The organism is Burkholderia sp. ZZQ-2 (assembly GCF_050768715.1).
GTDB lineage: Bacteria > Pseudomonadota > Gammaproteobacteria > Burkholderiales > Burkholderiaceae > Burkholderia > Burkholderia cepacia.
The window spans coordinates 1-13,192 of record NZ_LDVA01000209.1 but is presented as its reverse complement, the minus strand read 5'-3'; the positions used below and the strand labels follow the sequence as shown (position 1 = coordinate 13,192).

At 69.0% G+C, this 13,192-nt stretch carries 8 protein-coding genes and 1 pseudogene; 5 read left to right on the top strand and 4 right to left on the bottom strand.

Features of this window, described 5'->3' with window-relative positions; genetic code table 11:
- Both ABY44_RS14420 and ABY44_RS14415 read right to left on the bottom strand, forming a co-directional pair.
- Positions 1-2,778: pseudogene (locus ABY44_RS14420) on the bottom strand (DNA translocase FtsK); the annotation flags it as partial.
- 179 nt (positions 2,779-2,957) lie between these two features.
- Positions 2,958-3,503 (bottom strand): META domain-containing protein, encoded by a 546-nt coding sequence (locus ABY44_RS14415; RefSeq protein WP_027786812.1) that lies wholly within the window; start codon positions 3,501-3,503, stop codon positions 2,958-2,960.
- 213 nt (positions 3,504-3,716) lie between these two features.
- On the opposite strand from ABY44_RS14415, the gene purT reads away from it, so the two are divergent.
- The 4 genes from purT (at position 3,717) to ABY44_RS14395 (ending at position 7,601) form a co-directional block, all read left to right on the top strand.
- On the top strand, positions 3,717-4,931 hold the full coding sequence (gene purT, locus ABY44_RS14410; RefSeq protein ID WP_060172953.1) for a formate-dependent phosphoribosylglycinamide formyltransferase: 1,215 nt from the start codon (positions 3,717-3,719) through the stop codon (positions 4,929-4,931).
- Positions 4,932-4,949: 18 nt separating this feature from the next.
- A complete protein-coding gene (locus tag ABY44_RS14405) occupies positions 4,950-5,135 on the top strand; it encodes a DUF6726 family protein (RefSeq protein WP_027786814.1) in 186 nt (61 codons plus the stop codon).
- Positions 5,136-5,216: 81 nt separating this feature from the next.
- On the top strand, positions 5,217-5,597 hold the full coding sequence (locus ABY44_RS14400; protein ID WP_060172954.1) for an MliC family protein: 381 nt from the start codon (positions 5,217-5,219) through the stop codon (positions 5,595-5,597).
- A gap of 447 nt (positions 5,598-6,044) precedes the next feature.
- Complete coding sequence (locus ABY44_RS14395) at positions 6,045-7,601, top strand: DEAD/DEAH box helicase (protein WP_081066235.1); 1,557 nt, start codon at positions 6,045-6,047, stop codon at positions 7,599-7,601.
- Between the two features lie 330 nt (positions 7,602-7,931).
- Here ABY44_RS14395 and gluQRS read toward each other — a convergent pair whose 3' ends face one another.
- Together gluQRS and ABY44_RS14385 are read right to left on the bottom strand one after the other, a co-directional pair.
- Positions 7,932-8,825: a tRNA glutamyl-Q(34) synthetase GluQRS gene (gluQRS, locus tag ABY44_RS14390; protein WP_060172955.1), complete on the bottom strand. Its 894-nt coding sequence runs from the start codon at positions 8,823-8,825 to the stop codon at positions 7,932-7,934.
- A 22-nt stretch (positions 8,826-8,847) separates the two neighbouring features.
- Complete coding sequence (locus ABY44_RS14385; protein ID WP_027786818.1) at positions 8,848-9,702, bottom strand: sulfurtransferase; 855 nt, start codon at positions 9,700-9,702, stop codon at positions 8,848-8,850.
- A 216-nt stretch (positions 9,703-9,918) separates the two neighbouring features.
- On the opposite strand from ABY44_RS14385, the gene dnaE reads away from it, so the two are divergent.
- Positions 9,919-13,192, top strand: a 3,274-nt coding sequence (dnaE, locus tag ABY44_RS14380; RefSeq protein ID WP_431641346.1) for a DNA polymerase III subunit alpha, incomplete at its 3' end; no start/stop codon positions are given.

Genomic DNA, 13,192 nt, shown 5'->3' with positions numbered 1-13,192 from the left:
GGAAGCGATCGACGGAGTCGGTATCGCGGCGGTTGCCCCGAAGGACGGCAGCGAGCCGGTCGGAGCGACGGGCGAGCCGGAGATCGGTTGCGCCGGAGTCGCTGCGGCGGACGTGATCGGTGCGACGGCGCCGGGGGACGTTGCAGTCGTGTCGGAAACGGCCGGCGGCACGGGCAGGCTTGCGGCCGGCTGCGGTGTGACCGCGCCGGAGGTGCCGAACGTGCCGAATGTCGTACCCGTCGATGAGCTTGCCGGGTTGGCCGGCGCCGGCGCCGGCGAGCCGGACGCGGTGTTCACGGGCATCGCGGCGACAGCCGGTGCGGGCGCCGTCGAACCGGATGTCGAAGCCGACGTGCCGGCCGTCGACGGAGTCACGACGGGCGATGTGGGCATCGATGCGCGGGGGAACGAACCGTAAGTCGCGCCCGTCTCGTTGACCGGGGCTGTCGACGCAACCGATGCAGCGGTCGATGCCGACGCAGGCGACTGAGCAGGCGAACCGGATGTCGTGCCGGTCACGCGATCCGTTGAAGTGGTCTCGGCGACAGGCGATGTCTCCGAAGCGAATGCAGGTGCTTGCGCGGCAAAGCCTTGAGCGGTACCGACGAGCGGTGACGCAGCAGCCGAAGCCGTCTGCTTGGCGGCAAACGGTTGAGCGGCGACCGGCGATTTCGGCAATTCCACGGCGACGGTCGCACTCGTCGGGGCAGATTGCGTTGTCGACGGTTTCCAAGTCCATTCCGCTGCCGGCGCGGAGTCTTGAGCGCTTGCCGACGGCGGTGCCGCAAGTTCTGCCGCGTCCGCCTTGACGGCTTCCGGTGCTGCACCCGACGCAGCCGATCCCGACGTTGCCGACACCGCCGCAAACGGCCTGGCTTCGGCACTTGCGCGCGACGTCGTTTCGGTGATCGGCGAAGAGGGGAGGGCCGCGAACGGTGCGATGTTCCCTGTCGCTTTCACGTCGGCGTGCGCATCGTCGATGCCCTGCGGTACGCGGGCCGATGCGATGTGATCGATTGCGGCAGCCGGTTGCGCCGTGTACCTGTCGTCGTTATCGACGGGCGCCGGCAGGTTGCTCGCGGCGATGTCGCGAGCCGCCTCGCGCCTGGGTTGCGCGGCGGCAGCATCGGCCGGTTCCGATTCCGTCGTGTCCGTCGACGACTCGGCGGCCGGGTTCCACGCGGATGCGTCGAACGCGGAAACCGGCCGGCTGGCGAGGTCTTCCCACGGTGCGAGGTCGATGGGCGCGTCGAACGAGGGTGAGGGTGCGGGCGGGATTCCCGGCGTCGGCGCGGCAGGCGCATCGTCGGCGTACCGGATCTCGTCGTCGGCGTGATGCGAAAACGCGGCATCGTCGCTGCCGGTATTCGGCAGCGCGTTCGGGGCGGCCGCGTCGAGCGCCACGGTGCCCGCATCGGCACCCGGTGCATGAACAGCGGGCGCCGCCGGCATGAACGCGTCGAGCACGATCGGTGCGTTGTCGTCGTACGCCGGCGCCGCATCGTGCGCGAGCGACACGGTGGCGTCATGTGTGGCGAGGCCGTGAGTCGCGGCGGCAATCCCGGCCGGCACGGCCGGCACGGTCGGCACGGTCGATGCGGCCGCCGATGCCGGCGCCGCAACGCCGGCCGCTGCCGCGGCCATCCCGGCCACGGTAGCGGCTGCGGCGGCAGCGTGCCCGGAGTCGGCCGGCTGCGCACCGCCCAGCGTTGCCCATTGCGCGGTGCTGGCCTCGATCGAGCGCAGCGTGTCGTGCACGCTCGGTGCCGGCGCGATCGGTGCGGCGGGTTTTTCCGTCCATGCATAGAGCGGCGCACGCGCCGGTGTTTGCGGCGCCGGACGACGTCGTGCCGTATCCGCAGGCTGGCCGGCCGAACCTGCGCCAGTGACGGGGCGTACCGGCGGGCGCTGCGGCTGCGCGGCGGCCGGCCGCGGCGTGACCGTGGTACGCGGCGTAGCCGGCTTCAATGCGGGCGTGGCCGGTCGCGCGGCTGTCGGCCGCGGGCGGACGGGTTCGAATCCGACGGGAAGCGGGGCTGGATCGGGGCGCGGGACCTGCGAATTCGCCGCTGCGCGCGCCAGGCTCGCGGTGCTGCCGGTCGTCGGTGGCGGCATCGCGCTGGCCGGGGGGATCGGTGCGGGCTGCGTCGGCGCGCGCTGGGGCGCGGTCGGCTTCAACCAGCCCGACGGCGCGACGGGTTCCACGTGGGGGCGCGGGGGCGTGCTGCTGCGCGGCTTCGGCCGCGCCTGCGGATCGGGTTTCCACAGCGTCGGACGCGAATACCGGCCGTTCTGGCGCGGCGCCATCGAATTGACGGTGTGCGCGGTGGTCGGCTGTACGACGTCGTCGTCGCGATGCAGCGCGCTGCGCGGCAGGTCGGCAATGCCGCGGGCATCGTCGTCGCCGCCGTCGCGCGACAGCTTGACGCCGAACGACGTGTCGACCCACGCGGCGAACTGTCGCCAGCCGATGCCGGTCAACCAGGGCAGCCCGGCGAAGAACAGCACGACCATCGCGACCGGCGTGCCGATCGGGCCGAGCACGTGGGCGAAGCCTGCCGAGAACGCATGGCCGAGCGCGTTCGTGTCGGGGCCCGACAGCGGGCTCGTCAGCGTGCAGCTGGCCACGAACACCGCGGCGAAGCCGAGCCACAGACGGATCGAGCCGCGGCCGGCGAGCCCGCCGCCGCCGGGCAGCATCGCCTGCACGAGACGCCAGAAGAGAAGGAGGAACCAGACGGCGGAGATGCCGAACCAGCCGAAGACAACCGTGTGCATGCTTTGAAACAGGAGTGGGGAGGGGCGCGCGGGGCGCGACCCGCCGAGTTTAACCGGCCGGCGAACAAGACTCTAACGCGGCGTGCATCCGCTTCACGCCGCGCACGTGGGTGCGCGGCACGCGCGCGTGGCGCGCCACGCGAAGGCGGTCGGTCGGCCTTCGCGCGCGCGGTGCTGCATCAGGGGCTCCGGTGCGTGAAGGTCAGCGTTGCGCCGGACGCGGTCACGATCTGCAATTGCTGCGGCTCGCGCATCTGCACGCCGGTCTTGTCGATGTGGGCGAGTGCGTCGAGGTACGCGGGTTCGAGCTGGCCGCCGAGCGTATTCGGGCAGGCCATCCGCGTGCCGGCGAGCGGCCCGAAGCTCAACAGGCCGTTCTTGATCGCGTAGGTGCCCATGTAGCGGTTGCAGCCCGAGAACCCGCTCGCGCGCCGGATGCCCGACTCGGTCGACAGCGCGAGCTTGATCGGCTCGCCGTTGTCGCCGTGCGGGATCGCGCGCGGCGTGCCGTCGGCGTTCAGCCAGCTGGTGAGCTCCCAGCTCGTGTCGTCGAGCAGCTGGACGGCGGCCGGGTTGTACGGGTCGGGCGCGGGGGCGGCGGAATCGGGGTGGGTCGGCATCGCGCAGGCGGCGAGAAGCGTGGCAAGCGTCAACGCGCAGAGCGGCGCGCGCAACGGGCGAAGCAGGCCGGTGCGTGCGCGTGCGGCCGCGGACAGGTGGGACATGAGCCTCGTTCCTCATCGGATTCTGATCAAGGCGTAAGAGTAACGCACCCGCCCCGCGGCAGGCGAGCCGACACTTCGCGCGTGAAAACGTTCGCAGCCCGCTCGCGAGCGGCCCGAGGCGGGGCGGCGGCACGGCGAAACGCGCCAAACCGGTGTCGTGGCGCGTGTTAACATCGGAGCCGTTTTCGTCCTCCACCAGAAGCGGGTAATCACATGCAGATCGGTCAGCGGCTCGGTACGCCGCTCTCATCCTCGGCCACGCGCGTCATGCTGCTCGGCGCCGGCGAGCTCGGCAAGGAAGTCATCATCGCGTTGCAGCGTCTCGGTGTCGAAGTCATCGCGGTCGACCGCTATCCGGACGCACCCGGCCATCAGGTCGCGCATCGCGCGCACGTGATCGACATGACCGACGCCGCCGCGCTGCGCGCGATCGTCGAGGCCGAACGCCCGCACCTGATCGTGCCCGAGATCGAGGCGATCGCGACCGACGCGCTCGCGGCGATCGAGGCGGCCGGTCTCGCCGAGGTGATCCCGACCGCGCGCGCGACGCAGCTCACGATGAACCGCGAAGGGATCCGCCGGCTCGCGGCCGAGGAGCTCGGCCTGCCGACGTCCCCGTATGCGTTCGCGGATTCGTTCGAAGCGTTCAGCGCGGCCGTCGCGAAGATCGGCATGCCGTGCGTCGTGAAACCCGTGATGTCGTCGTCGGGCAAGGGGCAGTCGGTCGTGAAGACCGAAGCCGACGTGAAACCGGCGTGGGACTACGCAATGGCGGGCGGGCGCGTGAACCACGGCCGCGTGATCGTCGAGGGCTTCATCGATTTCGACTACGAGATCACGCAGCTCACCGTGCGCGCGATCGATCCGGCGACGGACGCCACGCGCACCTATTTCTGCGAGCCGGTCGGCCACGTGCAGGTGGCGGGCGACTACGTCGAGTCGTGGCAGCCGCAGCGGATGAGCGCGGCGGCGCTCGAGAAGTCGCGCGAGATCGCGCACAAGGTCACCGAGGCGCTCGGCGGGCGCGGGCTGTTCGGCGTCGAGCTGTTTGTGCGCGGCGACGACGTGTGGTTCTCCGAGGTGAGCCCGCGGCCGCACGATACGGGCCTCGTCACGCTCGCGTCGCAGCGCCAGTCGGAGTTCGAGCTGCACGCGCGTGCGATTCTCGGGCTGCCGGTCGATCCGACGCTCGGTTCGCCGGCCGCGTCGGCCGTGATCTACGGCGGGCTCGACGAGCGCGGCATCGCGTTCGAAGGCGTGCGCGACGCGCTTGCGGTGCCGGGCGCAGACCTGCGCCTGTTCGGCAAGCCGGAAAGTTTTGCGAAGCGGCGCATGGGCGTCGCGCTGGCGACCGGCGCGACCGTCGACGAAGCCCGCGAACGCGCGAAGCGTGCCGCCGCGGCCGTCCGGCCCGTGTCGGCGCGCTGACGTAACCAGGAGAGGACGATGACGCCAAGGTGGCTGCGTATCGGAAAGCTGGGTGCCGCACTGGCGCTGGTCGCGAGTCTCGCGGGTTGCGGCGTCGCGGCCGCGCCGTGCCGGGTGGCCTCGGCCGGGCTCAAGATCGTGCCGCTCGTCGGCCATCTCGCGGCCGCGCCGACCGACGCGTGTGCCGACGTCATCGATCCCTGATCACGCTATACGACGCGATCGCCAACAATAATTGCGCGCCCCGCGAGGGCGCGTTTCCACCCGTCTCGTGAGAGGACCTGCATGATTCGCCAAACGCTCGCCGCGCTTGCGCTCGCCGGCACCGCCGTTTCCGTCGCGCATGCCGCGCAACTGACCGTCGAAGAGATCGACGCCGATTCGCGCCAGTTCGCCGTCTACCAGTGCGCGAACCAGAAACAGCCCGTGCGCGTGTCGTACTGGCTCGCGGGCAACGGCCAGAGCTTCGCGCTCGTGCCGGTCAACGGGAAGCAGATGCTGTTCGTCGACACCGTGTCGGCGTCCGGCGCGCGCTATCAGGCCGGCCGCTATACGTGGTGGACGAAGGGCAAGGAAGCGACGCTGCGCGACGAGATCGCCGACCAGAATGCGCCGCCGCTGCTGGGCGACTGCTTCCAGGTCGAGAAGAAAAAGAAGAAGGGCTGAGCGACGGGCGGGAACGTGGGGCGTGCCTGGCGGTGGCAGCCGGCGGCAGGCTCCCTGGTGTGACTGTCTGGCGCGCGGGCCGGCGGCGGGCGATCCGGTGAGGCGATCCGGCAAGACGATCCGGCAAGACGATCCGGCAAGACGATCCGGCAAGACGATCCGGAATCTGACCCCTGAAATTATCCGTCGACCGATCGGGATAGCCCGATAGGGGCATTCGTCGACCGCGCGGGCCTGCCCGGGCCCGTCGCGCGTACCGCCGTTGGGGCCGTTCGCGGCGTTGTCACGGACAGATGGCTGCGCAGTGCTACAATACGCCCCTTTCCGCCGGCATTCGCGCCGAACGGAGTCCGCACGGCCTGGCGTCCAGCGTTCGCATTGAACCGGTCCCAAGCGCCAGAGCGGCGCCGCGCGGCGCGCCGCGGCTCCGTCTATTTCCGAATTGTGATGAGCGCAGGCCCGGCTGGCCTGACGCACGATGTCCCCGCCGCGCCTTTTGAGCGAAACGCCACCATGTCCGATTCTGTCGCCAAGCCCGTCGACGCAACCTTCGATCAATTCGGCCTTGCCGCCGATATCCTGAAAGCCATTGCGGAGCAGGGCTATACGACGCCGACGCCGATCCAGGCGCAGGCCATTCCGGTCGTGCTCGCCGGCCGCGACGTCATGGGCGCCGCGCAAACGGGCACCGGCAAGACCGCGAGCTTCTCGCTGCCGATCATCCAGCGGCTGCTGCCGCAGGCCAACACGAGCGCGTCACCGGCGCGCCACCCGGTGCGCGCGCTGATCCTCACGCCGACCCGCGAACTCGCCGACCAGGTCGCCGCGAACGTGCACGCGTATGCGAAGCACACGCCGCTGCGCAGCGCGGTCGTGTTCGGCGGCGTCGACATGAACCCGCAGATGGCCGAACTGCGCCGCGGCGTCGAGATCCTGATCGCGACGCCGGGCCGCCTGCTCGACCACGTGCAGCAAAAGACGGCGAATCTCGGCCAGGTGCAGATCCTCGTGCTCGACGAAGCCGACCGGATGCTCGACATGGGCTTCCTGCCCGATCTGCAGCGCATCCTGAACCTGCTGCCGAAGGAACGTCAGACGCTGCTGTTCTCGGCCACCTTCTCGCCGGAAATCAAGAAGCTCGCGTCGACCTACCTGCGCAACCCGCAGACGATCGAAGTCGCGCGCAGCAACTCGACGAACGCGAACGTCACGCAGATCGTCTACGACGTCGCCGAAGGCGACAAGCAGGCGGCCGTCGTGCAGCTGTTGCGCGATCGCGGGCTCAAGCAGGTGATCGTGTTCTGCAACAGCAAGATCGGCGCAAGCCGGCTGGCGCGCAATCTCGAGCGCGACGGCGTGGTCGCGTCGGCGATCCACGGCGACAAGACGCAGATCGAGCGGATGCAGGCGCTCGACGCGTTCAAGCGCGGCGAGATCGAGGCGCTGGTCGCGACCGACGTGGCCGCGCGCGGCCTCGACATCGCCGAGTTGCCCGCCGTGATCAACTTCGACCTGCCGTTCAGCGCGGAAGACTACGTGCACCGGATCGGCCGTACCGGCCGTGCGGGTGCGACGGGCGACGCGCTGTCGCTGTGCAGCCCGAACGAGCGCAAGCAGCTCGCCGATATCGAGAAGCTGATCAAGCGTCCGCTCGAAATGCAGACGCTCACGCTCGACAAGCCGGCGCGCCATCGTCACGACGAGCGCGGCAACGACCGCGGCGGCGATCGCAACAGCGAGCGCGGCGGCGAACGGGGCGGCCGTCGCGAACGCGACGAACATCGCGGTGCGTCGGGACGCCGCCCGGGCAGCTCCGAGCGCGGTCATCACCGTCGCCACGAAGCGCCGGTCGACGATTTCTTCCTGAAGCCGTACGAGCCGTCGGCGCCCGCGAAGCAGCGGGACGACGCGCAGCCTGCGCAGCAGCCCGAGAAGAAGGGGCCGAAGCGTCAGGTCGCCGCGCTGCTCGGCGGGTTCGGGATGCCGCGCAAGCCGTCGGCGTAAGCCTGGCGGATGCGACGGTGCGGCGCGCGAGCGCTGCGGGAAAAGCGGGTGCATGCGATGAGCATGTGCCCGTTTTTCATTGGGGGCGCGGTTCGATGGTGGAGCGGAAGAAGGCGCTTGGCGCCGGCGGAGAGCGATGCAAGCGGCACCCGGCGGGCGGGCGTTCGGCACGAAACCGGCACGAAACCGGCCGAAACCAGCCGAAACCAGCCGAAACCAGCCGAAACCAGCCGAAACCAGCCGAAACCAGCGCAAAACCAGCGCAAAACCAGCGCAAAACCAGCGCAAAACCAGCGCGAAACCAGCGCGAAACCGGCGCGAAACCGCGCGTCAGCCGGCCTGCGGCCCGAAGCGCATCGCCCACGCGGCCGTTGCGGCTGCGTAGAACGCATCGAGAGTCGTGCCTGCGAGCGCGCCGTCCGGCGCGAGGCCCAGATGCGCGGCCGCAGCCTGCAGTGCCGGCAGCGGATCGTCGCGTTCGAGCGCGGTCGCGCCCGTCTGCTTGCTGAGCTTTTCGCCGTTCGCGTCGACCACCACGGGCACGTGCAGGTATCGCGGGGTCGGCACGCCGAGGCAGTGCTGCAGGTAGATCTGGCGCGCGGTCGAGTCGAGCAGGTCGGCGCCGCGCACGACGTGCGTGATGCCTGCATCGGCATCGTCGACGACGACCGCGAGCTGATACGCCCATTGCCCGTCCGCGCGTTTCAGCACGAAATCGCCGACTTCGGTCGCGAGGTTCTGCGTTTGCGCGTGCTGCCAGCGATCGTCGAACGTGACGATCGCGGCGGCGCCGTCCGGCACGCGCAGCCGCCACGCGCGCGCGGGCTTGCCGTGCAGGCCGGTGCGGCAGGTGCCCGGATAGGCGAGCGTCGTGTGGCGCTCGTGCGCGGCGCGCAGCGAATCGGCGATTTCCTTGCGCGTGCAGCCGCACGGATAGACGAGCCCGGCCGAAACGAGCCGTTCGAGCGCGGCCGTATAGGCTGCGTCGCGGGTGCTTTGCCAGACGGGCGGCTCGTCGGGCGTCATGCCGAAATGCGCGAGCGTCGCGAGGATGTCGTCGGCCGCGCCGGGGACCGTGCGCGGGCCGTCGAGATCCTCGATGCGCACGAGCCATGCGCCGCCGTGCGCGCGCGCGTCGAGCCAGCTCGCGAGCGCGCCGACCAGCGAGCCGAAGTGCAGCGGGCCGGTGGGCGACGGCGCGAAGCGGCCGCGATAGGCGCTCATCGGGGCGCGGGGCGGCGCGCGGTCAGGCTGCGCTGGCTGCCGGTGCGCAGGCCGGGCACGACTGGCCGGGCACGTAGCTCGGCGATTGTTGTGCTTCCGGCGTGACGACCGCGCGGCACGCGAAGCACGTGACGTTCTCGGTGGGCTGGAGTTGCGGATTCAGCGCGGTGCGGTAGTCGAACACGAAGCAGTCGCCGTGATAGTGCGCGCCGCCGACTTCCTCGAAGTATTTCAGGATCCCGCCTTCGAGCTGGTACACGTTCTCGATGCCGATGTCCTTCATGTGGATCGCGGCCTTCTCGCAGCGGATGCCGCCCGTGCAGAACGACACGACCGTCTTGCCTTCGAGGTCGGCGCGGTTCGCGTCGATCACTTCCGGGAATTCGCTGAACTTGTCGATCCGGTAGTCGAGTGCGTTGTCGAACGTGCCGACGTCGACTTCGAATGCATTGCGCGTGTCGAGCATCACGACCGGGCGGCCCGTGTCGTCGTGGCCGCGGTCGAGCCACGTCTTCAGCGTGCGCGCGTCGACGAACGGCGCGCGGCCGAGTTCCGGCTTGATCGCCGGTTTCTTCATCGTGATGATCTCGCGCTTCAGGCGCACGAGCATCCGGCGGAACGGCTGCGAATCGGACAGGCTTTCCTTGAACTGCAGCGACGCGAACTTGCCCTCGAACAGCGGATCGTGGCGGATGTACGCGATGAATGCGTCGGCGGCGTCACGCGTGCCGGCGATGAACAGGTTGATGCCTTCCGGCGCGAGCAGGATCGTGCCGCGCAGGCCGAGTTCGTTGCAGCGGGCGGTGACGAGCGGGCGCCATTGCTCGGTCGCGTCGAGCGACACGAAGTGGTAGGCGGCGAGGTTGACGATGGTCATGATGGTCCGACGGGAAAACGGCCGCACGGCGGCCCGCAAAAAAGGGTGCGAAGCCGGGGCGTTGATTCGAAAAACCGTATTATCCCGCAAACGGCGCGGGCACCGGTACCTGGCCGATCGGCCAACCGCGCGACGCGTCGCCGCGCGCATCGGCCGAACGGCCAAAGCGGGCATTTTTTGGGCAGCCTGCGCGGCGGGGCGGCTACAATAGCGCCCATGTCAGATCCCCGCTTCGTCCATCTTCGCGTTCACTCCGAATTCTCGATTGCCGACGGCATCGTGCGCATTGACGACATCGTCAAGGCGGCGGCCGCGGACGGTCAGGGCGCGCTCGCGCTCACCGATCTCGGCAACGCATTCGGTCTCGTCCGTTTCTACCAGGAAGCCCGCGGCAAGGGCATCAAGCCGATCGCCGGCTGCGACGTCTGGATCGCCAATCCCGACGACCGCGACAAGCCGTCGCGGCTGCTGCTGCTCGTCAAGGACAAGGTCGGCTACCTGAATCTCTGCGAGCTGCTGTCGAAGGCGTGGCTCACGAACCAGTACCGCGGCCGTGCGGAACTCGACGCGAGCTGGCTCGACGGCGAGCTCGCGCAGGGGCTCCTCGCGCTGTCCGGCGCGCAACAGGGCGATATCGGGCTCGCGTTTGCCGCGGGCAACGAAGAAGCCGCGCGCCGTCACGCCGAGCGCTGGGCGAAGGTGTTCCCGGGCGGCTTCTACATCGAGCTGCAGCGTTACGGCCAGCCGGGCGCCGAGGCGTACATCCAGCAGGCCGCGACGCTCGCCGCGGCGCTGAAGCTGCCGGTCGTCGCGACGCACCCGACGCAGTTCATGACCGACGACGATTTCACCGCGCACGAAGCGCGCGTGTGTATCTCGGAAGGCGACATCCTCGCGAATCCGCGGCGCCAGAAGCGTTTCACGACCGACCAGTATTTCCGCACGCAGGACGACATGGCCGAGCTGTTCGCCGACCTGCCGTCGGCGATCGCGAACACGGTCGAGATCGCGAAGCGCTGCAACCTGAAGCTCGAGCTCGGCAAGCCGAAGCTGCCGCTGTTCCCGACGCCGGACGGCATGTCGCTCGACGACTACCTCGTCCAGCTGTCGAAGGAAGGGCTCGAGACGCGTCTCGCGCAGCTGTATCCGGCCGAAGCCGAACGCGACGCGCAGCGCGCCACGTACTACAAGCGCCTCGAATTCGAATGCGGGACCATCACGAAGATGGGCTTTCCCGGCTACTTCCTGATCGTCGCGGACTTCATCAACTGGGCGAAGAACAACGGCGTGCCGGTCGGCCCGGGCCGCGGCTCGGGCGCCGGTTCGCTGGTCGCGTACGCGCTCGGCATTACCGATCTCGACCCGCTGCGCTACAACCTGCTGTTCGAGCGTTTCCTGAACCCGGAACGCGTGTCGATGCCCGACTTCGACATCGACTTCTGCCAGCACGGCCGCGATCGCGTGATCCAGTACGTGAAGGAAAAATACGGCGCGGACGCCGTATCGCAGATCGCCACCTTCGGCACGATGGCCGCGAAGGCGGCCGTGCGCGACATCGGCCGCGTGCTCGACCTCGGCTACATGTTCACCGACGGCATCGCGAAGCTGATCCCGTTCAAGCCGGGCAAGCACGTGACGATCGCCGACGCGATGAAGGAGGAGCCGCAGCTTCAGGAGCGCTACGACCACGAGGACGAAGTGCACCAGCTGCTCGACCTCGCGCAGCGCGTCGAGGGTCTCACGCGTAACGTCGGGATGCACGCGGGCGGCGTGCTGATCGCGCCCGGCAAGCTGACCGATTTCTGCCCGCTGTACACGCAGGGCGACGACGGCGGCGTGGTCAGCCAGTACGACAAGGACGACGTCGAAGCCGTCGGCCTCGTGAAGTTCGACTTTCTGGGTCTCACGACGCTGACGATCCTCGACTGGGCCGAGCGCTACATCCGCCGCCTCGATCCGTCGAAGTCCGACTGGTCGCTCGCGCAGGTGCCGCTCGACGATCCCGCCTCGTTCCAGATCCTGAAGAAGGCCAACACGGTCGCCGTGTTCCAGCTGGAAAGCCGCGGGATGCAGGGCATGCTGAAGGATGCGCAGCCCGACCGCTTCGAGGACATCATCGCGCTCGTGTCGTTGTACCGTCCGGGCCCGATGGACCTGATCCCGAGTTTCTGCGCACGGAAGCACGGCCGCGAGAAGGTCGACTATCCGGATCCGCGCGTCGAACCCGTCCTGAAAGAGACCTACGGCATCATGGTCTATCAGGAGCAGGTGATGCAGATGGCGCAGATCATCGGCGGCTACTCGCTCGGCGGCGCGGACTTGCTGCGTCGCGCGATGGGCAAGAAGAAGCCCGAGGAGATGGCCAAGCATCGCGAGATCTTCGCCGAGGGTGCGGCGAAGAACGGACTCACGCGCGAGAAGTCCGACGAGATCTTCGACTTGATGGAGAAGTTCGCGGGCTACGGCTTCAACAAGTCGCACGCGGCTGCCTACGCACTGCTCGCGTATCACACCGCGTGGCTGAAGGCGCACCATCCGGCCGAATTCATGGCGGCCAACATGACGCTCGCGATGGACGACACCGACAAGGTGAAGATCCTGTTCGACGATTGCATCGTGAACAACCTCGCCGTGCTGCCGCCCGACATCAACCAGTCGCATTACCGCTTCGAGCCGGTCGCGGAAGCCGACGGCAAGCGCTCGCGCACGATCCGCTACGGCCTCGGCGCCGTGAAGGGCAGCGGCCAGAACGCGATCGAGGAAATCCTGCGCGCCCGCGAGGAAAAGCCATTCACCGACCTGTTCGACTTCTGCGAGCGGATCGACCGGCGCGTCGTCAACCGCCGCACGGTCGAGGCGCTGATCCGCGCCGGCGCATTCGATTCGCTGAATACGAACCGTGCCCAGCTGATCGCATCGGTACCGCTGGCGATGGAAGCGGCCGACCAGGCCGAGGCGAACGCGATGCAGGCCGGCCTGTTCGACATGGGCGCCGAATCGCCGCACGCGCATGCGCTCGTCGACGAGCCCGCGTGGGACGACAAGCGCCGCCTGCAGGAAGAAAAGGGCGCGCTTGGCTTCTATCTGTCCGGCCACCTGTTCGACGCGTATCGCGACGAGGTGCGCCGTTTCGTGCGGCAGAAGGTCGGTGACCTGAAGGAAGGGCGCGACAAGCTCGTGGCCGGCATCATCGCTTCGCTGCGCACGCAGATGACCCAGCGGGGCAAGATGCTGATCGCGCTGCTCGACGACGGCTCGGGCCAGTGCGAGATCACGATCTTCAACGAGCAGTTCGAGGCGAACAAGGCGCTGTTCAAGGAAGACGAACTGCTGATCGTGCAGGGGCAGGCGCGCAACGATGCGTTCACGGGCGGCATCCGCTTCACGGCCGACACGGTGATGGATCTCGAACGCGCGCGCAGCCGTTATGCGCAGGCCGTGCGGCTGACGATGAACGGCAACGCCGACGCGGCCGCGCTGCGCCGCGTGC

Excerpts from the sequence above, each read along its gene's own strand:
- ABY44_RS14415 (WP_027786812.1), bottom strand. The coding sequence starts at position 3,503 with ATGTCCCACCTGTCCGCGGCCGCACGCGCACGCACCGGCCTGCTTCGC.
- purT (WP_060172953.1), top strand. The coding sequence starts at position 3,717 with ATGCAGATCGGTCAGCGGCTCGGTACGCCGCTCTCATCCTCGGCCACG.
- ABY44_RS14405 (WP_027786814.1), top strand. The coding sequence starts at position 4,950 with ATGACGCCAAGGTGGCTGCGTATCGGAAAGCTGGGTGCCGCACTGGCG.
- ABY44_RS14400 (WP_060172954.1), top strand. The coding sequence starts at position 5,217 with ATGATTCGCCAAACGCTCGCCGCGCTTGCGCTCGCCGGCACCGCCGTT.
- ABY44_RS14395 (WP_081066235.1), top strand. The coding sequence starts at position 6,045 with ATGAGCGCAGGCCCGGCTGGCCTGACGCACGATGTCCCCGCCGCGCCT.
- gluQRS (WP_060172955.1), bottom strand. The coding sequence starts at position 8,825 with ATGAGCGCCTATCGCGGCCGCTTCGCGCCGTCGCCCACCGGCCCGCTG.
- ABY44_RS14385 (WP_027786818.1), bottom strand. The coding sequence starts at position 9,702 with ATGACCATCGTCAACCTCGCCGCCTACCACTTCGTGTCGCTCGACGCG.